19 protein-coding genes are annotated in these 24,334 nt (G+C 67.8%); 8 read left to right on the top strand and 11 right to left on the bottom strand.

Annotation, left to right across the window (positions count from 1 at the left end; translation table 11 throughout):
* Window positions 1–10: 10 nt before the first annotated feature.
* From AC3IR9_RS11615 to AC3IR9_RS11605, 3 genes are read right to left on the bottom strand one after another with little or no spacing between them, the layout of a single operon-like run.
* Complete coding sequence (locus AC3IR9_RS11615) at window positions 11–244, bottom strand: hypothetical protein (protein ID WP_489290913.1); 234 nt, start codon at window positions 242–244, stop codon at window positions 11–13.
* Entirely contained in the window at window positions 241–978 is a 738-nt protein-coding gene (locus AC3IR9_RS11610) for a glutamine amidotransferase (protein ID WP_489290912.1), read from the bottom strand. The genes AC3IR9_RS11615 and AC3IR9_RS11610 overlap by 4 nt, the downstream gene beginning before the upstream one ends.
* Window positions 975–1,754: a YggS family pyridoxal phosphate-dependent enzyme gene (locus AC3IR9_RS11605; RefSeq protein ID WP_489290911.1), complete on the bottom strand. Its 780-nt coding sequence runs from the start codon at window positions 1,752–1,754 to the stop codon at window positions 975–977. Before AC3IR9_RS11605 ends, AC3IR9_RS11610 begins: the two co-directional genes overlap by 4 nt.
* An 88-nt stretch (window positions 1,755–1,842) precedes the next feature.
* Between AC3IR9_RS11605 and ptsJ the strand changes: the two genes are divergently transcribed.
* Window positions 1,843–3,165: a MocR-like B6 salvage transcription factor PtsJ gene (ptsJ, locus tag AC3IR9_RS11600; protein ID WP_489290910.1), complete on the top strand. Its 1,323-nt coding sequence runs from the start codon at window positions 1,843–1,845 to the stop codon at window positions 3,163–3,165.
* Here ptsJ and AC3IR9_RS11595 read toward each other — a convergent pair.
* The 5 genes from AC3IR9_RS11595 to AC3IR9_RS11575 all read right to left on the bottom strand — a co-directional run bounded on the left by AC3IR9_RS11595 (window position 3,132) and on the right by AC3IR9_RS11575 (window position 10,293).
* Window positions 3,132–3,638 carry a hypothetical protein gene (locus AC3IR9_RS11595; protein ID WP_489290909.1) on the bottom strand — a complete coding sequence of 169 codons (507 nt, stop codon included), beginning with the start codon at window positions 3,636–3,638 and terminating at the stop codon, window positions 3,132–3,134. The genes ptsJ and AC3IR9_RS11595 overlap by 34 nt on opposite strands.
* A 121-nt stretch (window positions 3,639–3,759) precedes the next feature.
* A complete protein-coding gene (locus AC3IR9_RS11590; protein ID WP_489290908.1) occupies window positions 3,760–6,861 on the bottom strand; it encodes an error-prone DNA polymerase in 3,102 nt (1,033 codons plus the stop codon).
* Window positions 6,858–8,273, bottom strand: coding sequence for a Y-family DNA polymerase (locus AC3IR9_RS11585; protein ID WP_489290907.1), 1,416 nt, complete (start codon window positions 8,271–8,273; stop codon window positions 6,858–6,860). Before AC3IR9_RS11585 ends, AC3IR9_RS11590 begins: the two co-directional genes overlap by 4 nt.
* 9 nt (window positions 8,274–8,282) lie before the next feature.
* The gene (imuA, locus tag AC3IR9_RS11580) at window positions 8,283–8,900 is read right to left on the bottom strand and encodes a translesion DNA synthesis-associated protein ImuA (RefSeq protein WP_489290906.1); all 618 of its coding nucleotides are present in this window, start codon (window positions 8,898–8,900) and stop codon (window positions 8,283–8,285) included.
* Window positions 8,901–9,123: 223 nt separating this feature from the next.
* Complete coding sequence (locus tag AC3IR9_RS11575) at window positions 9,124–10,293, bottom strand: MFS transporter (protein ID WP_489290905.1); 1,170 nt, start codon at window positions 10,291–10,293, stop codon at window positions 9,124–9,126.
* A gap of 74 nt (window positions 10,294–10,367) precedes the next feature.
* On the opposite strand from AC3IR9_RS11575, the gene AC3IR9_RS11570 reads away from it, so the two are divergent.
* Together AC3IR9_RS11570 and AC3IR9_RS11565 are read left to right on the top strand one after the other, a co-directional pair.
* The gene (locus AC3IR9_RS11570; RefSeq protein WP_489290904.1) at window positions 10,368–10,811 is read left to right on the top strand and encodes a winged helix-turn-helix transcriptional regulator; all 444 of its coding nucleotides are present in this window, start codon (window positions 10,368–10,370) and stop codon (window positions 10,809–10,811) included.
* Between the two features lie 269 nt (window positions 10,812–11,080).
* Window positions 11,081–13,912, top strand: coding sequence for a beta-glucosidase family protein (locus AC3IR9_RS11565; protein WP_489290903.1), 2,832 nt, complete (start codon window positions 11,081–11,083; stop codon window positions 13,910–13,912).
* Between the two features lie 62 nt (window positions 13,913–13,974).
* On the opposite strand, the gene AC3IR9_RS11560 is transcribed toward AC3IR9_RS11565, so the two are convergent.
* The gene (locus tag AC3IR9_RS11560) at window positions 13,975–14,871 is read right to left on the bottom strand and encodes a LysR family transcriptional regulator (protein ID WP_489290902.1); all 897 of its coding nucleotides are present in this window, start codon (window positions 14,869–14,871) and stop codon (window positions 13,975–13,977) included.
* A 107-nt stretch (window positions 14,872–14,978) separates the two neighbouring features.
* On the opposite strand from AC3IR9_RS11560, the gene AC3IR9_RS11555 reads away from it, so the two are divergent.
* The 3 genes from AC3IR9_RS11555 to AC3IR9_RS11545 are packed head-to-tail and all read left to right on the top strand — an operon-like array spanning window position 14,979 to window position 18,764.
* Entirely contained in the window at window positions 14,979–16,337 is a 1,359-nt protein-coding gene (locus AC3IR9_RS11555; RefSeq protein ID WP_489290901.1) for an MFS transporter, read from the top strand.
* On the top strand, window positions 16,334–16,837 hold the full coding sequence (locus tag AC3IR9_RS11550) for a DUF4440 domain-containing protein (RefSeq protein WP_489290900.1): 504 nt from the start codon (window positions 16,334–16,336) through the stop codon (window positions 16,835–16,837). Before AC3IR9_RS11555 ends, AC3IR9_RS11550 begins: the two co-directional genes overlap by 4 nt.
* Before the next feature lie 31 nt (window positions 16,838–16,868).
* Window positions 16,869–18,764, top strand: coding sequence for a CocE/NonD family hydrolase (locus tag AC3IR9_RS11545; protein WP_489290899.1), 1,896 nt, complete (start codon window positions 16,869–16,871; stop codon window positions 18,762–18,764).
* A 54-nt stretch (window positions 18,765–18,818) separates the two neighbouring features.
* Here AC3IR9_RS11545 and AC3IR9_RS11540 read toward each other — a convergent pair whose 3' ends face one another.
* Entirely contained in the window at window positions 18,819–19,913 is a 1,095-nt protein-coding gene (locus AC3IR9_RS11540; RefSeq protein WP_489290898.1) for an alkene reductase, read from the bottom strand.
* A 211-nt stretch (window positions 19,914–20,124) separates the two neighbouring features.
* On the opposite strand from AC3IR9_RS11540, the gene AC3IR9_RS11535 reads away from it, so the two are divergent.
* Together AC3IR9_RS11535 and AC3IR9_RS11530 are read left to right on the top strand one after the other, a co-directional pair.
* Window positions 20,125–20,883, top strand: a complete 759-nt coding sequence (locus AC3IR9_RS11535; RefSeq protein WP_489290897.1) for an SDR family NAD(P)-dependent oxidoreductase — start codon at window positions 20,125–20,127, stop codon at window positions 20,881–20,883.
* A gap of 100 nt (window positions 20,884–20,983) precedes the next feature.
* Window positions 20,984–21,445, top strand: a complete 462-nt coding sequence (locus AC3IR9_RS11530; protein ID WP_489290896.1) for an MgtC/SapB family protein — start codon at window positions 20,984–20,986, stop codon at window positions 21,443–21,445.
* 85 nt (window positions 21,446–21,530) lie between these two features.
* On the opposite strand, the gene AC3IR9_RS11525 is transcribed toward AC3IR9_RS11530, so the two are convergent.
* On the bottom strand, window positions 21,531–24,326 hold the full coding sequence (locus AC3IR9_RS11525; protein WP_489290895.1) for a TonB-dependent receptor plug domain-containing protein: 2,796 nt from the start codon (window positions 24,324–24,326) through the stop codon (window positions 21,531–21,533).
* Window positions 24,327–24,334 lie beyond the last annotated feature (8 nt).

Here is a 24,334-nt window from a genome sequence, read left to right as displayed (position 1 = left end):
CGATGGCGGCTTACGCCGTCACGTCGCGATATACCGGATTGCTGCCCAGTACCTTGAGTCCATCGGGGCCGCTGCTCAACAGACGTTGTTCGCCGATGGCCTGCTGCCACTGCAGTTGGAAGCCCTGGCGTGACGGCAACTGCTCGGCGATGGTCTGCAGATGCTGCTGCGCCTGCGGGCCGTCGCTGTCGAAGTGACCGAGCAGGATGTCGTTGCGATGCACGATCAGACGATAGCCGCTCATGCCGGCACCTCCTCGGCGTGCGTGGCCGCGACCGGCAGGGCATCCAGCCAGGCGCCGAACATGGCGTGGGCGGCAGCAGCCAATGGCGCGGCGTAGCGGGCCGCCTGCTCGCGCAGGACGCGAGGGTCGATGCCGGCCGCTGCCAGTTCGTGGGCGTGGCCGATCAGCCAGGTATCGATCTGGCGCGGGTCGATTTCAGGATGGCATTGCAGGCCGAGCACGTGCGGACCGATCGCGAACGCCTGCTGCGCGCAGGCGGCAGTGGCGGCCAGCCGCTGCGCACCGTCGGGCAGGCTGAAGATTTCGCCGTGCCAGTGCAGTACCGGGATGCCGGCCAGCGCACGCAGCGGGGAGGCCATGCCGGCGTCGGTCAGCGATAGCGGTGCGAAGCCGATTTCCCTGGCGCCCATCGGCGTCACGCCGGCGCCCAGCGCCCGCGCGATCAGCTGCGCACCCAGACAGATGCCCAGGGTGGGGCGCTGCTGCTGCAGGCGGCGTTGCAGCTGGGCCAGCTGCGGGCGCAGGAACGGATAGGTGTCGACGTCGTTGGCGCTGATCGGCCCGCCGAGCACGATCAGCAGGTCGGCGTCTTCGGCCGCATCGAGCGGGTCGATGCCGGCCTGCAGCACCTGCAGCTGCCAGCCACGCGCGGCCAGCAGGGGGACCAGGGTGCCACACGTTTCGAAGGCGACGTGCTGGATGGCCACGGCACGGCGATGCCGAGGCATGCTCATGGCGTGGGCTCGGCGGCGGACGTGGGCCAGTAGACGCTGTCCGGGGTGGAGCGCGCACCGAAGATGGCCTGGCCGACACGGACCACGGTGGCGCCTTCCTCGATGGCGATCTCGAAATCGCCGGACATGCCCATCGACAGCTCCTCCAGACGGACCCCGGCCGGCAGGGTAGGACGCAGGCGCTCGCGCAGTTCGCGCAGCCGCACGAAACACGGGCGTACCTGTTCGGGGTCCGACGAGAACAGCGCCAGGGTCATCAACCCGCGTACGCGCAGCTGCGGGAAGGCCGGCAGCTGCTGCACGAAGTCGGCCACCGCGATCGGGTCCAGGCCGTACTTGCTGGCCTCACCGGAGGTATTGACCTGCACGAACACATCCAGCGTGCGTTGTTCCAGTGCCAGCCGCTGGTCCAGCGCCTGGGCCACGCGCAGGCTGTCCAGCGCCTGGAATTCGCTGGCGAAGCGCGCCACATGGCGTGCCTTGTTGGTCTGCAGGTGGCCGATCAGCGACCAGCGCACCGGCAGGTCGGCCATGGCATCGGCTTTGCGTTGGGCTTCCTGCACCTTGTTTTCGCCCAGTTCGAGGCAACCGGCCTGCCAGGCCAGGCGCAGGCGTGCTTCCTCGACGGTCTTGCTGACCGGCAGCAGGCGCACGCTGGCCGGGTCGCGGCCGGCCAGCGCGCAGGCGCGGTCGATGCGCTCGCGGACCACGGCCAGGTTGTGGCGGATCTCGTCGACGGTGGTGGCCTGTGGCCAGTCGGGGGTGGCAATGGGCATGGGGGGCTCCGGAAGCGGGGACGGCTGCACGGCGGCGGCGCACATGCAACACTGTCCCGGGACGATCCATATATTGGCATAGGACAAAATGAAAATCACCGGACACACCGCCAGTGCGGTGTTCGAGAGCATCCGCCAGCAGATCCTCAGCGGGGCGTTGGCACCGGGCCAGCTGCTGCCGCCGGTACGCGAGCTGGCGGTGCAGCTGGACATCAACCGCAATACGGTGGCCGCCGCCTACAAGCGCCTGGACGCGGCCGGTCTGGCGCAGACCCAGGGCCGGCGCGGCACGCTGGTAGCCCCGCGGCCGGCGCCCGCAGCCCAGGAAGGCAGCAGCGGCGGGTCGGCGCTGTTCGACCTGTCCAGCGGCAATCCCGATCCGCGCTGGCTGCCGGACCTGCGCGCGCTGCTGCCGGCACGGGCGCCGCGGCTGTATGGCACGCCAACCCTCGATCCGCTGCTGGAACGGCTGGCGCGTGCGCAGCTGGATCCGGATTGCCCGGCCGGATATGCACTGGAGCTGGGCCATGGCGCGGTGGATGCGATCGAGCGGGTGTTGGCCGGGTGGCTGCTGCCCGGCGACCGCGTGGCAGTGGAAAACCCCTGTTTCCTCGGCAGCCTCAATACGCTGCGCGCGGCCGGGCATGCCACGCTGGCGGTGGCGATCGACGAAGAAGGCATGCAGGCCGAATCGTTGGCCCAGGCACTCGATGCCGGTGCCCGTGCGGTGCTGCTGACCCCGCGTGCGCACAACCCGACCGGGGCCAGCCTCAGCCGCCGCCGCGCACGCGCGCTGCGCCAGGTGCTGGAACGGCATCCGCAGGTGCTGGTGCTGGTCGACGATCATTTCGCATTGTTGTCCCAGCAGCCGTATTACACGGTGATTCCGCCGGGCACCCGGCGCTGGGCGCTGCTGCGTTCGTTGTCCAAGTCACTGGGGCCGGACCTGCGCCTGGCGGTGCTGGGCTGTGATGCCGACACCGCCGCGCAGCTGCGCCTGCGCATGGCGCCGGGCACCGGTTGGGTCAGCCACCTGCTGCAGGATGCGGCCGCCGCGGCGCTGGGTTCGGCACGGGTAATGGCGCGCGTGGTCAAGGCCGGGCGCGACTATGCGCAGCGTTGCCAGGTGCTGCAGCAGGCGTTGCACGAGCAGGGCATCGCCACGCCGGCGCGGATGGACGGCTTGAACCTGTGGCTGCCGTTGGCGCAGGACAGCCAGCCGCTGGTGCTGGCGCTGGCGCAGTGCGGTTGGCAGCTGCGGGGGGGCGAGGTGTTCGCCGTGCAGCCGGGCGTACATGGCCTGCGCATCACCACCGCCCAGCTGGCCGCGGCCGATGCACGGCGCGTTGCGCTGGACCTGCGCCAGGCATTGCAGGATCAGGGCGCGCTGGGGGTACTCGGGCGCACGTAGTGCGACTGGCCATTGTCGCCGACGAAGATCAGTTCCGGCTTGCCCTGCCAGGAGGTCAGCATCGCACCGGTGCTGTTCTGGTGCTTGATCACCAGGGTGGCGCCGCGGTCGGGGTTGGCGGTGACCTTGAATACTTCGGTGGTGCCGTTGGCATCGTCCAGGCTCAGCATGGCTTCATCGCCGACATCGGCAGTGCCGTAGCCACCGCGTTCTGAACCATCGGCACCGAGCAGGATCATGCCGGACAACGGCGATGCGCGTGGCCCCTGCGAGATGCCCTTGCTGAGCGGATCGGGCACCGGTGCGCCAAGGATCACCCGCGCCTGGCCGTTGCCATCCTGGATGACCAGGCCGCGTGCGGTGATTACCCGGTCCTCGGCCTGGCTCTGGTGCAGGCGCAGCGCGGTCCAGCCGGAGACGAGCAGGGCGAGGCTGGAAACGGCCAGGGTAGTGAGGGTGAGTGCGCGCGACATGCCTTCTCCGGATCCTTGGAAAGGAATCGACCATACCGGAAACGCAGTGCAGCACACCAGTCGGAAAATGCCGCGATGTGCGAATGCGCATCACGTTTCGTGATGTTCGAAACGGAAGGATTCAATGAAAATCGCGACTGTGCGTGCGTACACCTTCAATCAACGCATCGATGTTGTACATCTGCCGCACGATCAGGTGCTGCACGCCCTCCACGCGCTCCAGCCGGCCGTCGATCTGCATCAGTTGGGATTCCACCAGCACCCGGTGCTGGCGGTCGGCGATTTTGCGCCAGACCACGGCGTTGACCATCCCGCATTCGTCTTCCAGAGTGAGGAAGGTGACCCCGCTGGCGGTCTGCGGGCGCTGGCGCATGCGTACCAGCCCGGCAAACCGCACGCCATGCCCGTGCGGCAGCGCGGCCAGCTGGTCCGAGCGCAGGCAGCGGCGCTGGCGCAGCTGTGCGCGGATGAAGGACACCATGTGCCGGCCCAGCGTGGTGCCGGTGCTGTTGTAATCGGCCTGCATGTCTTCAAACGCGCTGGGCAGGGGTAGCGGCACGCTGGCTTCGACGGTGGCGCGGGCGGTGTCGAACAGTGGCAAGGGGTTTTCCACGCCGGAAACGTCCCAGCGCGCGCGATGGCGGTGGCCGCTCAGTCCCTTCAATGCGCCGGCATCGGCAAGCAGGCCCTGGTGGCGGCGGTCGAGCCGGGCGCGCTGGCTGAGGTCGGCCACGCTGTCGAATGGCCGCCCTGCACGCGCCTGCACCAGCGCGCTGGCGACATCTTTGCTGACGCCCTCGACCAGGCGCAGGCCCAGGCGGATGCCGAACGGGTGGCCCGGCGCGGTGGGGGGCACCAGCGTGCAGTCCCAGTTGCTGTGGCGCACGTCCACCGGCAGTACCGGGACGCCGTGGCGGCGCGCGTCCTGCAGGATCTGGTCGGGGGTGTAGAAGCCCAGCGGCTGGCTGTTGATCAGGCTGGCGGCGAAGGCCGATGGATGGTGGCACTTGAGCCAGCAGCTGACGTAGGTGATCAAGGCGAAGCTGGCGGCGTGGCTTTCCGGAAAACCATAGCTGCCGAAACCCTTGATCTGCTCGAACAGGCGTTCGCCATACTCGCGGCTGAAGCCGTTGCTGGCCATGCCGGCGAGCAGCTTGTCGCGATGCGGCTCCAGCCCGCCATGGCGTTTCCAGGCGGCCATCGAGCGGCGCAGCGCATCGGCTTGGCCCGGGCTGAAGCCGGCCGCTTCGACCGCCAGCTGCATCACCTGTTCCTGGAACAACGGCACGCCGAGGGTGCGCTTGAACACCTTTTGCAGCGCGGGCGGGTAGTCGATCTCTTCGATGCCTTCCTCTTTGAGCTTCTTCCGCCGGTTCAGGTACGGATGCACCATGTCGCCCTGGATCGGGCCGGGGCGCACGATCGCCACTTCGATCACCAGGTCGTAGAAACAACGCGGCTGCAGGCGCGGCAGCATCGCCATCTGCGCGCGCGATTCGATCTGGAACACGCCCAGGGTGTCGGCGCGGCAGATCATGTCGTAGGTGGGGCCATCATCGGCGGGAACATCGGCCATGCCCATCAACGGCGCGCCATGCGCGTGCAGCATGGCCAGGCATTTGCGCACGGCGGTAAGCATGCCCAGCGCCAGGCAGTCGACCTTCATCAGCCCGGTGGCGTCCAGGTCGTCCTTGTCCCACTGGATCACGGTGCGGTCGGCCATGGCCGCGTTTTCCACCGGGACCAGGGTGGACAGCGGATGCTCGGAAATGACGAAACCGCCCGGGTGCTGGGACAGGTGGCGGGGGAAGTCGACCAGTTCGGCAGTCAGTGCCACCACCCGGCGCATCAGCGCGGTATCCGGGTCGAAGCCGCGTTCGCGCAGGGCTTCGGGCAGTGGCTCGTGGCTGCTCCAGCGGTCCAGGCAGGCCGCCAGTTCGTTGACCTGGTCCGGCGGCAGGCCGAGTGCGCGGGCCACGTCGCGCACCGCGCTGCGCCCACGGTAGCTGATCGCCACGGCGGTCAGCGCGGCGCGTTCGCGGCCATAGCGGTTGAACACGTACTGCAGCACTTCCTCGCGGCGTTCGTGTTCGAAATCGATGTCGATGTCCGGCGGTTCGTCGCGCTCGGCGGAAATGAAACGTTCGAACAGCAGTTCCATGTCGCTGGGGTCGATTTCGGTCACGCCCAGTACGTAGCACACCGATGAATTGGCCGCCGAACCCCGGCCCTGGCACAGGATCTGCTGGCTGCGGGCAAAGCGCACGATGTCGTGCACGGTCAGGAAGTAGGACTCGTACTGCTTCTCGTGGATCAGTTGCAGCTCGCGTTCGATCTGGGTGCGCTGTTTGGCCGTAGTACCTTTTTTCCAGCGCCACTGCATGCCTTTCTCGACCAGTACGCGCAGCCAGCTGGCCGGATCGTGCCCGGCCGGGATCAGTTCGCGCGGGTAGGTGTACTGCAGCTGGGAGAGATCGAAGTGGCAGCGCGCGGCGATGTGCAGGGTTTCCTCCAGCAGCGCACGCGGGTACAGCGTGGCCAGCGCCTGGCGGGTGCGCAGGTGGCGCTCACCGTTGGCGAACAGGCGCCAGCCGGCATCGGCCAGGGTGCAGTGGTGGGCGATCGCGGTGAGGGTGTCCTGCAGGGCGCGACGACGGCGCACATGCATGTGCACATCACCGCTGGCCACCAGCGGGAGGCCGTGTGCATGGCCGAAATCCTGCAGTGCGGCCAGGCGGTGCGCGTCGTCGGCCTCGCGATGCAGTTCCACTGCCAGCCACACCCGCTGCGCGAAGCGCGCCTGCAGCCAGCCGGCATCGTCCGCGCACGGCGTACGGTCCAGCCACAGGCACAACATGCTGTCAGGCAACGCGTCGAAGTCTTCGCGCAGGCAACGGTAGTAGCCTTTGGGGGCGCGCCGGCGGCAGGTGGTGATCAGTTGGCACAGCCCGGCATAGGCGGCCAGGTCGGTGCACAGCAGCACCAGTTTGGGGCCGTCTTCGAGCTGGAACTCGGCCCCGGTGATCAGTGCCAGGTCGTGTTTGCGCGCGGCCTGCCACGCACGCACGATGCCGGCCAATGAGCATTCATCGGTGATTGCCAGCGCGCGGTAGCCCTGGCCCTTTGCCCGGGCGAACAGTTCTTCGGCGATCGATGCGCCGCGCTGGAAACTGAAGGCCGACAGGCAATGCAGTTCGGCATAGTCGGGCGGCGCGGCGTTCATGCGAACCAGCCGTGCAGCATCCACGGCCCGCCACGGCCATCGGCCACGGTATAGGCCCAACCGCGCTGGCCATGGCCGGTTTCCACCACGTAGTAGTCGCGGCGGATATCGCCCTGGTCCCACCAGCCCGATTCAATCCGCTCCGGCCCGGACAGGATGCGCAGGTGCGGGTCGAGCAACGGTTGCGGGCGCGGCAGCAGCCAGCCCGGGCGCAGTGGCAGCCGGGGCGGGGGGGCTTTGGGGGCGCCATGGGCATCGCCGCCGGCCCGTTCCGGGCGATGCTCGGCGCGCAGCCCCAGGCCCTGCACGGCGTTGTCGCCCAGCCGCGCGCGCAGCCGTTCACGCACCTGCTCCCACGGCATCGCCTGCTGCGGGCGCGGGTCGAACAGATCGCGCGCGGCCGGCACGAACGGCGGCAGCTGCTCGGCCTGCAGGCGCAGGCCACGGCTGCCGGCGGGCAATTGCAAGTGGTCCACGCGGTTGCGGGCCAGTTCGAACAGCATCGTGGCATCGCGCTCGGGCGCGAGCAGGCCGATGCTCAAGCGGGTATCGGGATGCTGGTCGTGTTCGAACCACAGGTCGAAGCGCTGCACGCCACCGTCGCGCGAACACAGAAAGGCGGCTAGATCACCGGTCAGGCGGCGCAGGGGAAACAGCATGGCCTGGGTGGACTCGATCTCGTACTCGAACTCGATGCGGGCGTCGAAGCGATCCGGTGGCTGGAAATAACCCAACGGTGGCGCGCTGATTCCGCGCAGCGCATCCAGGTGGGCCAGCACCTGTGGGGCAAAACGCCGTGCCAGGCTGTCGCGCGGCAGCTGGAATACCGTGCCCAGCGTGCGCAGGCCCGACCGCGCCAATACCGTGACCGCCTCCGGCGGCAGGCCGCTGCGTTCGATCGGCAGCTGCGCCAGGGTAGCCTCCAGCTGCTCGGCGCCCACGCCCAGCCGGGCATGTGCACGGGTCAGCACCCAGGCCGCATGGGGGTTGGGCGCGGCAACCAGCCGGTGGCGGAAGCCGAGTTCCTTCATGCCATCGCACAGGCGTTTTTCGATGGTCGGCCAATCGCCGAACAGCGCGCGGCTGGCGCCGATCTCCAGCGCCAGTGCATGCGGGAAGGCAAGGCTGACCTGCGAGCTGATCCCATACAACCAGCTGGCCAGCAGCTGCCGGGTAGCCTGTTCGGCGCGCGGGTCGTGTTCGACGACAAGCATGTCGCGGGTGAGTACCTGTGCGGCCGACAGCAGCATGCCGCGACGCAGCCCGAGGTGCCGCGCGGAAGGACTCACCGCATGCAGCACGCGACGCTGCGCCGGACCACTGAGCAGCACCAGCGGCACGCTGGGATCGGGCTGCTGGCGCAGCGCCGCGTCCAGTGCCAACTGTGGCAACAACAGGCAGGCCCAGTGCATGGCGGCGCCTCAATGGGCCCGGGCCAGCGGCAACGGCTGCGCCGGCGCCTGCCCGCCGCGGCATTTGAGTACACGCACCTGGCCCTCTGCCAGCTGCAGGCGCAGGGGGGCCGGGGAGGGATTGCGTGCCTGGTGGGTATCGCGGAAAGCAAATCCCAGGCATTGCCCGGTTTCGGCGGCTACCTGCAGCCGGCGCAGCGCGCGGTCGTCGGCCTGGTGCGGCCAGCACAGTACGGCGGCGCAGGCGGCCGAGCGCAGGCATTGTTCGGCCGCCCACAGCGCATCGCGGGGGTTGGCCTGGACCACCTGCAGCTGGCCCAGCACCAGCCCGGCACCGGCCCAGCCCGGCGCGTGCGGCAGGTACGGCGGGGCGATCAGCACCACGGTCTGCGATTGCTGGCTGAGCCGGGCCAGGGTGGGCCAGACCAGCGCCAGCTCGCCCTGGCCGGGCGCGGACAGCAGCACCTCGGACAACGCCGACGGCGGCCAGCCTCCACCCGGCAGGCGGGCATCCAGGGCAGGGTGCCCGGTGGGGTGCACCGCCACCTCGGGCAAGCCTGCGCGTGGCTGCCCGCGCCAGACCTGGCGGGTTTCCAGCAACTGCTCCAGGGCCAGAACGGCGCCCATCAGTGCACCGCCCGAGGGGGCTGGAGCAGGCAGGAACGGGTGCGCAGCAGGGGCATGGCGGGGAGTATCGGCAGCGGCAGTGTCAGGGGCTGAGATCGGTCATGCTACCTGCAATTAGTAAAAATGCTAATAAATCTGGCGCAGCAGGGTGAACGCAGTGGGGGTCGTGAAGGTTTCATGCCCGGTACCGGCCAGTGGCCGCGCTGCCTGACCGGATCGGGTGTCATCGGCGCGCGGTCACCGCCCAGGCAACCAGCGCCAACAGCGATACCGCCGCGCCGGCGGCACAGACCGCGCTCCAGCCATGGGCGGCATACAGTGCGCTGCCGGCCAGTGCGCCGAGCCCGCTGCCGGCGGCATAGAACAACATGTAGGCCGCAATCACCTGGGCCTGCGCATTTGCCGCCGCCGCCAGGATCAGGCTCTGGTTGGTGACATGCAGGGCCTGCACGGCCAGATCCAACAGCAGCACGCCGAGTACCAGCCAGCCCAGGTGCAGCGGCATCGCCGCGAGGGGCGCCCAGCTCAGCAGCAGCACGAGCAGGGCCGCCAACGAGACACGTTCGGCATGGCCGCGATCGCTCCAGTGCCCGCTGCGCGCGGCGGCCAGTGCGCCGAGCAGGCCGACCAGGGCGAAGGCGCCGATCGCACCGTGGCGCAGCCCATGGGGCGGCGCCGCCAACGGCAGCGCCATGCTGCTCCAGAACAGCCCGAACGCGGTGAACAACAGCAGCCCCAGCACCCCACGCCGGCGCAGCACCGGTTGCTGGCGCAGCAGTGCGATCAACGCGGTGCGGGGCGGCAACACCGACGGCACCGGCAAGCGTGGCAGCCGCAGCCACAACAACGTGCCGGTGGCGATCATCAACGCGGCCGAGAGCAGGTACACCGCGCGCCAGCCGCCGAGATCGGCCACCGCACCGGCGACCACGCGGGCCAGCAGCAGGCCGATGACCACGCCGGCCTGGGCGGCGCCGACGACGCGGCCACGCTCGTGCGGACTGGCCGCGGCGGCGGCATAGGCGATCAACCCCTGGGTCATCGCGGTGCCCAGCAGGCCCACCGCCAGCATGCCCAACAACAGCGTGCCGGCCTGGTGGGCACTGGCGACCCCCAGCAGGGCCAGCACCAACGCGCCGTTCTGCACCGCCATCAGCCGCTGCCTGTCGACCCGGTCACCCCAGGGCACCAGCCACAACAACGCGGCGACCGAACCGAGCTGGGTGGCGGCAATCACCGCGCCAATCCAGGCCGTGCCGATCTGCAGGTCGGCGGCGAGCGTATCCAGCAGGGGCTGGGCGTAGTAGACGTTGGCCACGCTGAGCCCGGCGGCGCAGGCAAACAGCATCAGCAAGGGGGTGGCGGTACGGGGCAGGGGGGCGACGAGTGACATAGTATGGTCTCAAAATAGAACCAGTTGATTCTGCGCCACATGGTTCTAAAATAAAACCATCATAGGAGGCTGCCATGAGCGACGCCCTTACCCGGACCTGCCCGGTGGCACGTGCGCTGGACCTCGTCGGCGACCGCTGGTCGCTGCTGCTGGTTCGCGATGCCTTCGATGGCATCCACCGTTTCAGTGATTTCCAACGCAGCCTGGGAATGTCCCGGAGCATGCTCAGCCAGCGCCTGCAGGCGCTGCAGGAAGCGGGCGTGCTGGAACAGCAGCCGGCCGCCGATGGCAGTCGTTACCAGGACTATGTCCTCACCCCGCAGGGGCAGGCGCTGTTCCCGCTGGTGGTCGCACTGCGCCAATGGGGCGAAGACTTCCTGTTCGCCGAGGCTGAACCGCGCTCGCGGCTGGTCACCCGTGCAGACGGCCATGCACTGGCCCCGTTGCTGCCGCGAGGCGCAGACGGGGGCTTGGTGGACGCGGCGACAACCCAGGTCATCAAGCCGGATCAAGGGTGATGGCACTGCTGCCCTTACGCCCTCGAATATGAACGCGCTGTTGACAGCGATGAACAGGGTGGACGACTCTTGACCGGATGGGGGCCGTTCACGGCGCCCACCGGACAGGGTGGCTGTATCGACAGGCGGAGGGGCCTGGTCGTAGCCGCGCTGCCCGGGTAGTACCCGATACCGGCCCTTGCGTGCCGGCATCCGCCGTCATGGCGCTGCACCCTTCTGCGGCAAGACTCCCTGGATTTTCTGCGTCGGAAAAGGTGTTTCGCCCGCTTATGAAAACGATTACAAAGCCGCTCGCCCTGACGGCCGCCATCACCCTCTCACTCGCTGCATCGGCCTGGGCTGCGTCGCCCACCGCGGCAGAAGGGGCCAATGCCTTCACCGTGCTCCGCCTGGAACAGGCCCCCGGGCATCTGGATATCCAGCAGGTGGCGGACCAGTTGCAGGCGCTGAACGTGGATGCGCTGACCGTTGGCAACGTGCATCGCCCGGCCGACACGGTGGAGTCCAGCCGCGCGCCCGATCCGCTGGAAGCACTGGCTGACCAGCTTGGTTACCGTTATCGCTTCGTCAGCAGCGACCCGGCCTCGGCCGAGCGCCGCGGCAGCATCGTGATCTCGCGCCTGCCGGTGGAAGCGGAGTCGGGCATCGAAGCCCCGGGCACCCACTACCTGCGTCTCAACGACGGCCGCCACGTGGTGGCGCTGTACACCCGCACCGCCGACGCCGACGCGGCCGGTTTCAAACAGCAGGTGGAAGCCTCGCGCGTAGGCGCCCCGGCACTGCTGCTGGGCACCGTCGATGCCGACGTCGCCAGCGCCGCCGGGTTCAACGCGGCGGCCGGGGCCGGCTATTTCAGCCAGGGCTTCCGGTCCGCCCGTAGCACCGCGATCAAGCTGCGTACCGACACCGGCAAACAGACCGTGGCCGGTACGCTGCTGACGCTGGACTATGCCGCCCCGGTCGGCGGCGATACGCCGTGGATGGATGCCGGCCTCACCGCCGATGCCCGCGCCACGCTGCTGGTGTCGAAGATGACCGACGACGAGAAGTTCCAGATGCTGCACAGCTACTTCGGGCTGGGCAAGGACGGTGGCCAGCTGCCGGACGGCGCGGTCGGTTCGGCCGGCTTCGTGCCGGGCGTGGCGCGCCTGGGCATTCCGTCGCAGCAGTCGGCCGATGCCGGCGTGGGCGTGACCAACCCGGGCGGCATTCGCAAGGGCGACCATGCCACCGCGATGCCGTCTGGCCCGTCCACCGCGTCCAGCTGGAACCCGGAAGTGGCCTTTGCCGGTGGCGCCACCATGGGCCGCGAGGCCTGGCAGCAGCGCTTCAACATTCTGCTGGCCGGCAGCGTCAATCTGCAGCGCGACCCGCGCAACGGCCGCAACTTTGAATATGCCGGCGAAGACCCGCTGCTGGCCGGGCGCCTGGTCGGCGAGTCGATCCGCGGCGTGCAGAGCGCGCACGTGATTTCCACGATGAAGCACTTCGCGCTCAACGACATGGAAACCTCGCGCAACTTCCACAGCGCGCAGATCGGTGAGCAGGCCATGCGCGAGTCGGACCTGCTGGCGTTCGAGATCGCCCTGGACATCGGCAAGCCCGGTTCGGTGATGTGCTCCTACAACCGCATCAACGGCATTTATGGCTGCGAACACGATTACCTGATGAACCAGGTACTCAAGCAGGAATGGAAGTTCCCCGGTTTCGTGATGTCCGATTGGGGCGGCGTGCACAGCGGCTCCAAGGCGGCACTGGCCGGCCTGGACCAGCAGTCGGCCGGTGAAGTGTTCGACAAGGCGGTGTTCTTCGATGCACCGCTGCGGCTGGCCGTGGCCGGTGGGGTGGTGCCGCGCGCGCGCCTGGACGACATGGTCGGCCGGATCCTGCGCGCGATGTTCGCCAACGGCAATTTCGACCTGCCACCGCAACACGTGCCGATCGACGATGCAGCCGGTTTCGCCGCCGCGCAGCGCACCGTGGAAGAGGGCAGCGTGCTGCTGCGCAACGCCAACGACCTGCTGCCGCTGGGCCCGGACGTCAAGCGCATCGTCATCATCGGCGGGCATGCCGACAAGGGCGTGATTGGCGGCGGTGGTTCGTCGATGGTGGGCTGGACGGCCAAGGGCACCAATGCAGTGCCGGGCGTGTTGCCGACCACCTGGCCGGGCCCGGTGATCTTCCATCCGTCCTCGCCGCTGGAGGCGCTGCGTGCCGAGCGTCCTGACGCGACGATCACGTACGTGGATGGCCGCAACGTGGCCGCCGCCGCGCGCGCTGCCGCCGCCGCCGATGTGGCCATCGTGTTCGCCACGCAGTGGTCGGCCGAGTCGGTCGACCTGCCGCACATGCAGCTGCCCGACAACCAGGACGCGCTGATTGCAGGGGTGGCCAAGGCCAACCCGAAGACCGTGGTGGTGCTGGAAACCAACGGCCCGGTCGAGCTGCCGTGGCTGCAGCAGGTGCCGGCGGTGCTGCAGGCGTGGTATCCGGGTATCCGCGGCGGCGAAGGCATTGCCGCCCTGCTGACCGGCAAGGTCAACCCGTCCGGCCGGCTGCCGGTGACCTGGCCGGTGGATGCCAGCCAGCTGCCGCGTCCCCACGTGAACGGGCTGGGCTTCAACCCGAAGCACAAGCCCGATGACACCATCGATTACGACATCGAGGGCGCCAACGTGGGGTACAAGTGGTTCGCCGCCAAGGGCCTGGTGCCGCAGTTCGCGTTCGGCCACGGCCTGTCCTACACGCAGTTCCGCTACGACAACCTCAGTGCGGTCTCGCAGGGGCAACGCCTGGTGGCCACGCTGGACATCCGCAATACCGGCAAGGTGGCCGGTGCGGACGTGGCCCAGTTGTACCTGAAGATGCCCGAAGGCAGCGCCACGCCGATCCGTCTGATCGGCTTCCAGAAGGTGACGCTGCAGCCGGGTGAATCGCGCCGGATCCGCATCGAGGCCGAGCCGAAGACGCTGGCCAGCTTCGATACCGCCGACAAGCAGTGGAAGATCGCCGAAGGCCGCTACGAACTGCAGCTGTCACGCTCGGCGGGCGAGCCGCTGCAGACCACCCCGATCGTGCTCAGCGAAGGCGTGGTGCGCTGAAAAAGCAGTACCGACCAACGGTCGGTACCTACCGGGAGGGCACGACCGCCGGTCGTGCCCTTTCAACCGGGCAGATGCTGGCGCAGGTGCGCCAGCAGCAGCTGTACCCGGCGCGAGGGATGGGCCGTGTTGGGAAACACCGCATACACCCCCTGGCGCGGGAAACGATGCCGCCGCAGGATCGGCAGCAACCGGCCCTGGGCAAGATCCTCGGCGATCAGCCACTGCGGCAGCACCGTCGCCCCGGCCCCGGCCAGTGCGAAGGCGCGCAACGTCGATGCATTGTCGACGGTCACCACCGCGTCGGCCGGATTGCTGGCAAACACCTGGTCGCTGCCATCGGGCGCCACCAACGGCAGGTCGGCCAGGCGCGGATAGCCCACCCGTGGCAGCGTCCGCACCCAGTCCGGATCATCGCGCGCTGCCTCATCGGGCAACGATGCCAGTACCGCGGGCGCGGCCACCGCGCACAACGCATGTTCGTCAAGCAACGTGGCGCGCAGCCGCGAATCGGCCATGCGGCCGAGCCTGATCGCCAGGTCGAAACGCTCGGGAATCAGGTCCGCGTGGGCCGCTGACGTCGACAGGTGCAGGCGCAACTGCGGATGCATCGCGCGGAAACGCTCCAGCAACGGGACGACCTTGGCGATCGCATACTCCGGGGTGGTGGTCAGGCGCAGCGTGCCGCGCAGTTGCTGCTGTTCGCTGCGGGCTTCCTCGATGGCCCGCTCGGCGGTTTCCAGCATGGCCACGCAGTGCTGGTGGAAGCGCTCGCCGGCTTCGGTCAATGCCAGGCTGCGCGTGTTGCGCACCAGCAGGGTCACGCCCAGCTCCTGCTCCAGCCGTTTCAGGTTGAAGCTCACCACGGCCTTGCTCTGGCCCAGGCGCTCGGCCGCCGCCGTCAGGCTGCCGGCATCGACCACGGCCTTGAAGGTGTCGAAACGGTCCAGGCTGACCATGGCACCGCTCCTTTCGTCAAAAATGATTTGACAGTCTTGCACTGGATGTTCGGTTTATCCAGCCGACGCGGACGCGCATGCTGCCGCCTCGTTTCCGGGAGCGCGTGATGACCTATCGGTCCAAGGTGGAACTGCTGTACCTGCTCGGGTTCTCGCTGGACCTGGTCAACATGTTCATCGGCAACGTGGCCTATCCGGCGCTGGCCGCCGATCTGCAGGCCTCGGTGCCGCAGCTGGCGTGGATCGGCAATGCCTACATGCTGGGCCTGGCGCTGGTCATTCCGCTGGGCGGATGGCTGGCGGCGCGCTGGGGCGAACGCCGGCTGCTGTGCCTGTCGCTGGGCGTGTTCCTGCTGGGCGCGATCCTGGCCGGCACCGCGCCGACCATCGAGGCGCTGATCGGCTGGCGGCTGCTGCAGGGACTGGGCGGCGGCCTGCTGATTCCGGTCGGGCAGGCGATGGCGTACCGGTATTGCCCGCCGGCCGAACGTGGCCGGCTCACCGCGCGGATCATGGCGGTGGCACTGCTGGTCCCGGCAATGTCGCCGCTGCTGGGCGGCTGGCTGGTGGGCCTGGGGTCGTGGCGTTGGGTGCTGTTGGCCAGTACGCCGCTGGCCGGGATGACGCTGCTGCTGGCCGCGGTGTGGATCCGCACGGAGGCACCGGGCCCGCTGCCGTCCCTGGACCGTCGCGGGCTGCTGCTGGGCACGCTGGGCCTGAGCCTGTTGCTGGTCGCGCTGAGCCTGCTTGCCGAGGCCCAGCAACGCGCGCTGGGGGCATGGATGTTCGTTGCCGCCGCGCTGCTGCTGGTGGTGTATGCACGCAGCGCCAGGCGTACCGCGCAGCCGGTGCTGCAGTTGTCGCTGTTGCGGTACCCCGCATTGCGGCTGGCCATGCTGGTCTACCTGCTGGTGCCCGGCACGTTCATGGGTACCCAGTTGGTGGCCACGCTGCTGCTCAGCCGGCTTGGCTACAGCGCGACGGCCATCGGCGGCTTCATGCTGCCTTGGGCGATCGCCTCGGCCATCGCGATCGCCACCACCCGCGCGTGGTTGCCACGGCGAGGGCCGCGCCCGCTGCTTTGCGCCGGGATGGCGTGCCAGGCGCTCGGCATCGCGTTGCTGCTGGGCGTGCAACCGGTACAGCCACTGCTGCCGGTGCTGGCGTTCGCGTTGATGGGGCTGGGCGGCAGCCTGTGCAGCAGTACCGCGCAGACGCTGGCCTTCCAGGGCCTCGACCACGACGAACTGATGCCCGGCAGTGCGCTGTGGAACCTCAACCGCCAGCTCAGTTTCTGCCTGGCCGCTGCGCTGCTGGCCTGTGTGCTGGGTGCGTTGAGCACCGCGCTGCCCGGCCGCGCCTTTACGATCACGCTGCTGCTGGCCAGCGGCATGACCCTGCTGCCGTTGCCGCTGCTGTGGCGGACGCCGGCCGCCTCCCTTTGTCTGCGAGTAAACGCCCCATGACCCCTGTATCGAACGATCTTTCCCTGGCGGCCATCGAAGAAGTGCGCGTCCTGCACGTGATGATCGAAGACTGGTTCAACGCGCGCCTGCCGGCCACGGCGCTGGACACGCTGCTGGCCCGTTTCAGCGAGGACTTCAGCATGGTCGGCATCGCCGGCCAGCGTCTGGATCGAAATGCGCTGCAGGGCATGTTCGCCGGGGGCCATGGCGCGCAGGCTGGCCTGGTCATCACGCTGGAGGCGGTTGAGCTGGTTTCCGCGCCGGCACCGCTGGCCATGGTGCGCTATCGCGAAGGCCACCAGCGCGGCGTGGGCCCGCTGCAGTGGCGGGAATCGCTGGCCGTGCTGCGGCAGGACGCCGGGGGACTGCGCTGGTTGGCCCTGCACGAAGTGGCGGTGCCGCCCAACCGCGCAGGCTGGCGCGGGGTGGGCGCCGGCACGCCGTGGCCGCCGCGTGGCAGGGCCATTGGTCATATGCCATTCGGTGTGGGTGGGGAGTAGGCTGGGTCCTTTCCTGGCGGGAGAGACATCCATGCACGTGCGTGCCGTAGCGTTTGCCGTAGCCCTGTCAGTATCGATGCCCGTGCTGGCGGCGCAGACCTCGCCGATGACGCCGGACATCCCCGCCAAGGGATTCGTTACGCCCACCGCCGATTTCGACTACGACAAGCGCGTGGTCATGCTGCCGATGCGCGATGGCACCCGGCTGTATACCGTGATCGTGGTGCCCAAAGGCGCCAGACACGCCCCGATCCTGCTGACCCGCACGCCCTACGATGCCGCCAACCGGGCCAAGCGGATCGACTCGCCGCACATGCGCGACATCCTGCCGCAGGGCGATGAAGTGTTCGTCGATGGCGGCTACATCCGGGTATTCCAGGACATCCGTGGCAAGTACGGTTCGGAAGGCGATTACGTGATGACCCGGCCGTTGCGCGGCCCGCTCAACGACACCAAGGTCGACCACGCCACCGACGCGTGGGACACCATCGACTGGCTGGTCAAGCACGTGCCGGAAAGCAACGGCAAGGTCGGCATGCTCGGATCGTCCTATGAAGGCTTCACCGTGGTGATGGCGCTGACCAACCCGCACCCCGCGTTGAAGGTCGCCGCACCGCAGAGCCCGATGATCGACGGCTGGATGGGCGATGACTGGCTCAACTACGGCGCGTTCCGCCAGGTCAACTTCGGCTATTTCACCGGCCAGCTGGCCAAGCGTGGCAAAGGCCCGTCGATTCCCAGCGTGGGCTACGACGATTACACCACCTTCCTGCGCGCCGGTTCGGCCGGCGATTACGCCCGTGCCAACGGCCTGGACCAGCTGCCGTGGTGGCACAAGCTGATCGAGCACCCGGCCTACGATGCGTTCTGGCAGGAACAGGCGCTGGATGCGCAGATGGCCAAAACACCGCTCAAGGTGCCGACCATGTGGCTGCAGGGCCTGTGGGACCAGGAAGACATGTGGGGCGCGGTGCACAGCTACGCGGCGATGGAGCCACGCGACAGCAGCAACACCCTCAACTACCTGGTGATGGGCCCGTGGCGGCACAGCCAGGTGAACTACGACGGCAGCAGCCTGGGCGCATTGAAGTTCGAGGGCGATACCGCCCTGCAGTTCCGCCGCGATGTGCTCAAACCGTTCTTCGACCAGTACCTGGTCGATGGCGCGGGCAAGGCCGAGACGCCGCCGGTGCTGATCTACAACACCGGCGAAAACCACTGGGACCGCCTGCAGCAGTGGCCGCGCACGGCTGCACAGACCAAGCCGCTGTACCTGCGCGCCGGTGGCAAGCTGTCCTTCCAGGCGCCGCAGCCGGGCGAAGCGACGTATGAGGCCTACGTGGCCGATCCGGCCAAGCCGGTGCCCTTCGTGCCGCGCCCGGTGCGTTTTGCCGACCGCGACATGTGGACCAGTTGGCTGGTGAAGGACCAGCGCTTTGTCGATGGACGCACCGACGTGCTGACCTTCGTCAGCGAACCGCTGACCGAGCCGCTGCGCATCGGCGGGGCCCCGCAGGTGAATCTGGCCGCGGCCACCACGGGGAGCGATGCAGACTGGGTGGTGAAGCTGATCGATGTGTATCCGGACCAGACGCCGTCGTCGCCGGAAATGGGCGGGTATGAGCTGGCGGTATCGATGGCGATCTTCCGCGGGCGCTACCGTGAGAGTTTCAGCGCACCCAAGGCAATCGCTGCCAACCAGGTGTTGGACTACCGGTTCGGCCTGCCCACCGCCAACCACGTGTTCCAGCCCGGGCACCGGGTGATGGTGCAGGTGCAGTCCAGTCTGTTCCCGCTGTACGACCGCAACCCGCAGACCTTCGTGCCGAACATCTACCTGGCCAAGCCGGGCGATTACCAGAAGGCGACGCAGCAGGTGTGGCATGCGCCGCAGCAGGCCAGTTTCATTTCGCTGCCGGTGTACTGATTGCCGGCAACGCGGTCAGTCTTACAGCGGCCGGGCGTTGCCCGGCCGCACGTCTCAGCCTGAAACGCTGGGGTAATCGGTGTAGCCCTTCGAGCCGCCACCGTAAAGCGTGTCCGGGTCAAGGCTGGACAGGGCAACGTCGTGCTGCAGGCGTTCCACCAGGTCGGGGTTGGCAATGAAGGCGCGGCCAAAAGCGATCATGTCGGCGTAGCCTGCGGCCACGGCCGCAGCGGCGGTGTCCTTGTCGTAACCATTGTTGGCGATCCACGGGCCGCGGAACTTCGCGCGCAGCGCGGCGTAGTCGAAGGCGATATTGTCGCGCGGCCCACCGGTGGCGCCTTCGATGACGTGGATGAAGGCCAGTGGCCCAATGGCGTCCAGACGTTCGACAGCACGCTCGAACAGCCGCTGTGGCTGCGAATCGGTGGCGTCGTTGGCCGGGGTCACCGGTGACAGACGCACACCGGTGCGCTCCGGGCCGATTTCCGCAGCAACCGCGCGCACCACTTCCTCCAGCAGGCGGGTGCGGTTCTCAATGCTGCCGCCGTAGCCGTCGGTGCGCACGTTGCTGCCATCGCGCAGGAACTGGTCGATCAGATACCCGTTGGCGGCATGTACTTCCACGCCGTCGAAACCGGCGGTGATGGCGTTGCGCGCGGCCTGCCGGAAGTCCTGGATCACGCCGGGGATCTCTTCCAGGTCCAGTGCGCGCGGCGCGGAAACCTCTTCAAAGCCCTTGCGCGTGAATGTCTTGGCCTGGGCCTTGAGCGCGCTCGGCGCGACCGGAACTTCACCCTCGGGCAGCAGGCTGGTGTGCGAGATGCGACCGACGTGCCACAGCTGCAGCACGATCTTTCCACCGCGGGCGTGCACGGCGTCGGTTACTTTTTTCCACGCGTCGATCTGGGCCTGGCTGTAGATCCCAGGAGTGTCCAGATAGCCTTGGCCAAGCGGGCTGATCTGGGTCGCTTCGGCGATGATCAGACCGGCACTGGCGCGCTGCCGGTAGTACTCGACAGCCAGGGGATTGGGCACGCGGCCCTCGATGGCGCGATTGCGGGTAAGCGGTGCCATCGCGATGCGGTTGGCGACCGCAATGGCACCGAGGCGGGTGGGGGTGAACAACGGGCCGTCATTGGAAACAGTCATGGGCATGCCTTTGGGGAGGGGGCTGTGCAACGCAGCGCGGACTGAGCAGATGTGGACGTATGACCACCAGCATAGGCGCCGGTGCGTTGCAGCGATGGGAAGCATTGTTGCGGCACGCCTGCGTGCACGTTGCATAACGTTTTGCGGGCGTAAGGTGAAGACAGAGGCAGGCATGGCCTGCCGCCTTATTCCAACCAGAGGAACAAACGCGATGATTGATTATCAGCTCAAGGGCAAGGTGGCGATCGTGACCGGTGGCGTGTCCGGCATCGGCCTGGCAACCGCCGAACTGCTGGCCGCCTCCGGCGCGGCGGTGGCGGTGTGGGACCTCAAGGACGAAGCGGTGCAGAAGACGGCCGAGGCACTGCGCGGCAAGGGCGTCAAGGCGATCGGCATCGCCCTGGATGTCACCGATGAAAAGGCGGTGGCGGCCGCCGTGGCCCGCACCGTGCAGGAACTGGGCGGGCTCGATATCGCGGTCAACAACGCCGGCATCGGCGGGCCGTCGGCCAGCAGTGGCGACTACCCGGTGGATGGCTGGAAGCGGGTCATCGACGTCAACCTCAACAGCGTGTTCCTGTGCCAACGAGCGCAGATCCAGGCAATGCGCGCATCCGGCAACGGCGGCAGCATCATCAACATGGCCTCGATCCTGGGCCAGGTGGGTTTCAACAATTCCGCCGCCTATGTAGCGGCCAAGCACGGCGTGGTCGGGCTGACCCAGACCGCTGCCTGGGAACATGCCGGCGACCGCATCCGGATCAACGCCGTCGGCCCGGGGTTCATCGCCACGCCGTTGCTGGACAAGATGGACCCGGCCGTCCGCCAGGCGCTGGAAGGCAAACATGCGCTGGGCCGGCTGGGCAGGGCTGAGGAAGTGGCCGCACTGGTGGCATGGCTTGCCAGTGCCGATGCGTCCTTCGCAACCGGGACCTACTACGCCATCGACGGCGGCTACCTGGCGCAGTAACCGGTGCGCACCAGGATCGTGCACATCCGCCTCACGCGCCCCTTCACGGCCCAGCCACAGCGACCACGCAAGGCTAGGTGGCACAGGCGAGGAGAGGCGGATGGGACTGGAACAAGATCTATCGATCCTGCTGCGGATCGCCGTGGCGATGGTGTTCGGCGGCTTGCTGGGGATCGAGCGCGAAATGGGCAAACACGCCGCAGGCCTGCGGACGCATATGCTCATCGCCGGCGCGGCCGCGTTGATTGTGGGGCTGGGCGACAGCATCGCTGAACACTTCCAGCAGGAGCGTTACCGCGACCTGTTGCAGGTCGACCCGGTGCGCCTGATCGAGGCGGTGGTGGCCTGCGTCGGCTTCGTCGCAGCCGGCACCATCCTGCGGGGCAGCCGCGAAGACCAGGTGAGCGGGCTGACCACGGCCAGCTCGTTGATCATGGCCGCCGCCATCGGTATTGCAGTGGGCATCGGCGAGTACGTCATCGCCATCGGCGTCAGCGTCCTGTGTCTCATCGTGCTGGCCGTGTTCAGCCGCATCGCCAAGAAACTGGAGGCCGGCAAATGAACCGACGCCTCCGGCAATAACGGGATGCCTCCAACCAGTGGAGCCGGCGCGTGCCGGCTCCACTGGTGGGGTCAGTTGGCGTGGATCAGAACCGCTGTTGGTACTTCATATAGACCGTACGGCCAATATCGAAGCCGGCGTAGTAGGGGAACGCGCCGCCTGGGGAGGTGAACATGATCGGCCCCTGGTGGTTGAACACATTGTTGGAGCCTACCGATACCGTGGCGTCCCACGGTGCCTGCCAGCGCACCTGCACATCATGGAATGTGTTGCTGCCCACCCGACGGACGGCGTCAGCCTCGCCGTTCGCATAGCGGTCCGGGTGGGTGCAGGGGCGGTCGGGTATGCAGGACTCTTTCATTGCCGAGTAATACCGCATCCCATAACGCATTCCCCAGTCGCCCTTTTCCCAATCCAGGCCCACTGTGGAACGTACCCGGAACACACTGGTGTCGCCGACGTAGCCGGCCCGACCGATCATGATCTTGCCGCCCTCGGCATTGCTGCCTTCCTCGTCGTACTGGCTGACGTAGCTGGTCTGCCAGTCGAGCTTGAACTGGCCGATGGCCAACTGCGGCAAGCGGTAGCGGATGCCCAGGTCGTAGCCCTGGGTTTCCATCCTGCCCAGGTTGGCCACGCCGTAGCGCAGCCCGCTGATGTGACCATCGGCCGCCCGCACGATGCCTTCGCAGCGCTGGGCGTCACCGAGCACGTAGCAGTCGCGCAGGATGCGGTCCACGCTGTCAGGGATGATCATGTCCTTGACCGAGTATTGGTACCAGTCCAGCGAGATATCCAGACCGTCCACCCCTTGCGGGCTCCAGACCAGGCCGGCGGTCCGGCTGGTGGAGGTTTCCGGCTTGAGGTTGAGGTTGGACTGGTTGATGAACTCATCCGGGGTCTGGCACGGATAGCCGGTGCAGGGCACACCGTTCTGCCCCAGCTGGACGTAGCCCAGCGGAACCCCCGCTGCATTGCATGCTGCATTGCCGTTGACGCTGTTGGTGGCGCCGGTACCGCACGGATCCACATACGACTCGAAGCTGGCACCGGCGCCGCCGTAAAGATTGGAGATGGTCGGTGCGCGGAATCCGGTGGCGACCGTGCCTCGTACCAGCAACTGCTCCGATGGACGCCAGGTCAGGCCGAACTTGCTGTTGAGCGTATTGCCGAAATTGCTGTAGTTGGAATAGCGGCCGGCCATGTTCAGGGTGAGCTCGCGTGCAAACGGCAGGTCCTTGAGGATCGGCACGCTCAGTTCGGCGTACACCTCATCCAGCGTGTAGCCGCCTTCGGTCGTGGTCGCCGCCAGACCGGTACTTTCGTCGGACTGTTTGAAGGCGTCGGGCACGAACCGGCCCTGCTCGCGGCGATGCTCATAGCCCACCGCGACGCCCACTTCGCCGGCGGGCAGGTCAAACAGCGAGCTGGCCAGGTTGGCGCTGTAGACCGTGGTGGTGGTCGTGCCGGTATCGGTGAAGTAGGGGAACAGGAACTTCTGCAGGTCCGGGTCGGACAACGCACCGGCGCCGTCCACGCCATGCGGCAGGAAGGGATTCCAAGGCGTGCAGTTGGGATCGCTGGAGGTGCCGCAGTCCGGGCTCAGCGCGCGGTTGAGCGCCAGCTTGCTGGCATCGCCGTGGCCGGTCTTGGTCAGGTTGTTGCGGTTGTACAGGCCGCCCACGTCCCAGTCGACATCACGACCGCCCAGTTGCAGGCGACCCTTCAGTGCACCGCTGACACGGAAGGTCTGCAGGTCGCTGCGGGTGGTACGCGGCGCTTCCCAGAGCCGGCGGTTGATCCGGGTGTCCACGCCATGCGGATTGAAGGGGTTGTCAGCCGGGACGTCGTAGGACAGGGGATAGCCGGCGACCTGCTGGTCGGTGATGCGTTGGTTGTACAGCGCCTCGCCTTCCAGCCGCAGTGTGTCGCTCAGGTCGTACCAGCCACTGGTGAACAGTGAGCGGCGCTCGATGCCGGTCTGCAGCATCATCTGCTCGTTGGCATTGACCCGGTCGCGGGCGTCGGTGGGGCGGTAGTCGGCGGGGTTGTTCGAATTTCCCCCGTCCTTCAGGGTCCACCAACGCACATCACCGGCGGCGACACCGTCGCCAGCGCACGGATTGCAATGCGAACCGTTGCGACCGATCCCGCTCCAGCCCGAACCGGGATAGTCCGGCCCGGCATTGCCATCGCGGCTGAACCAACGGTCCTTGGCCCAGACCGGATCGTCCTTGCTGTACTCCAGCGCGGCGGTGACACCGCTGCGGTCGCCTTGAGCACCAACCCGCAAGGCCAACTGCTGGTTGCGGCCATCGCCTTGGCTGAATTGCCCCATGGACACATTCAGCTCAGCGCCGTCAAAGGTGTTGTCGGTGATGATGTTGACCACGGCTGAAATGGCGTCGGAGCCGTAGATGGCCGACGCGCCATCCTTCAGTACTTCGATGCGCTGGACCGCGCTCAGCGGGACCTGGCCCAGGTCCTGCAGGCCACTGGTGGTGGCGCCCAGGCGGCGACCGTTGAGCAGCACCAGCGTCCGTGCGGCCCCCAGGTTGCGGATATCGATGTAGTACCCACCGACATTCTCACCCGATGCCAGTGCGTCCGCGCGCGAGATGGGCGCGGAGCCTGCCGAACTGAGGTTCTGCAGCACATCGGCGATGCTGGTAAATCCCTGGCGGGAAATATCCGCGCGGCTCACCACCAGAACCGGTTGGCGCGTTTCGGCCTCGACGGCGCGGATGCGCGAGCCGGTCACCTCGATCCTGTCCAGGGTGGTGGGCGCGTCCGCGAACGCGGTGACCGGTGCCAGCGCCAGCCCGATGGCCATGGACAGCAAGCTCACCGGCAACTTGCCCGGCAACGTCAAAGTAAGCATCCCTCTCT

It is taken from the genome of Stenotrophomonas sp. GL_101 (assembly GCF_057835675.1).
Note: the sequence above shows the minus strand (reverse complement) of the source record. Positions and strands in the feature narration are given on the sequence as shown.

Coding starts and splice junctions, on each gene's coding strand:
- AC3IR9_RS11615 (WP_489290913.1), bottom strand. CDS start 244: ATGAGCGGCTATCGTCTGATCGTGCATCGCAACGACATCCTGCTCGGT.
- AC3IR9_RS11610 (WP_489290912.1), bottom strand. CDS start 978: ATGAGCATGCCTCGGCATCGCCGTGCCGTGGCCATCCAGCACGTCGCC.
- AC3IR9_RS11605 (WP_489290911.1), bottom strand. CDS start 1,754: ATGCCCATTGCCACCCCCGACTGGCCACAGGCCACCACCGTCGACGAG.
- ptsJ (WP_489290910.1), top strand. CDS start 1,843: ATGAAAATCACCGGACACACCGCCAGTGCGGTGTTCGAGAGCATCCGC.
- AC3IR9_RS11595 (WP_489290909.1), bottom strand. CDS start 3,638: ATGTCGCGCGCACTCACCCTCACTACCCTGGCCGTTTCCAGCCTCGCC.
- AC3IR9_RS11590 (WP_489290908.1), bottom strand. CDS start 6,861: ATGAACGCCGCGCCGCCCGACTATGCCGAACTGCATTGCCTGTCGGCC.
- AC3IR9_RS11585 (WP_489290907.1), bottom strand. CDS start 8,273: ATGCACTGGGCCTGCCTGTTGTTGCCACAGTTGGCACTGGACGCGGCG.
- imuA (WP_489290906.1), bottom strand. CDS start 8,900: ATGGGCGCCGTTCTGGCCCTGGAGCAGTTGCTGGAAACCCGCCAGGTC.
- AC3IR9_RS11575 (WP_489290905.1), bottom strand. CDS start 10,293: ATGTCACTCGTCGCCCCCCTGCCCCGTACCGCCACCCCCTTGCTGATG.
- AC3IR9_RS11570 (WP_489290904.1), top strand. CDS start 10,368: ATGAGCGACGCCCTTACCCGGACCTGCCCGGTGGCACGTGCGCTGGAC.
- AC3IR9_RS11565 (WP_489290903.1), top strand. CDS start 11,081: ATGAAAACGATTACAAAGCCGCTCGCCCTGACGGCCGCCATCACCCTC.
- AC3IR9_RS11560 (WP_489290902.1), bottom strand. CDS start 14,871: ATGGTCAGCCTGGACCGTTTCGACACCTTCAAGGCCGTGGTCGATGCC.
- AC3IR9_RS11555 (WP_489290901.1), top strand. CDS start 14,979: ATGACCTATCGGTCCAAGGTGGAACTGCTGTACCTGCTCGGGTTCTCG.
- AC3IR9_RS11550 (WP_489290900.1), top strand. CDS start 16,334: ATGACCCCTGTATCGAACGATCTTTCCCTGGCGGCCATCGAAGAAGTG.
- AC3IR9_RS11545 (WP_489290899.1), top strand. CDS start 16,869: ATGCACGTGCGTGCCGTAGCGTTTGCCGTAGCCCTGTCAGTATCGATG.
- AC3IR9_RS11540 (WP_489290898.1), bottom strand. CDS start 19,913: ATGACTGTTTCCAATGACGGCCCGTTGTTCACCCCCACCCGCCTCGGT.
- AC3IR9_RS11535 (WP_489290897.1), top strand. CDS start 20,125: ATGATTGATTATCAGCTCAAGGGCAAGGTGGCGATCGTGACCGGTGGC.
- AC3IR9_RS11530 (WP_489290896.1), top strand. CDS start 20,984: ATGGGACTGGAACAAGATCTATCGATCCTGCTGCGGATCGCCGTGGCG.
- AC3IR9_RS11525 (WP_489290895.1), bottom strand. CDS start 24,326: ATGCTTACTTTGACGTTGCCGGGCAAGTTGCCGGTGAGCTTGCTGTCC.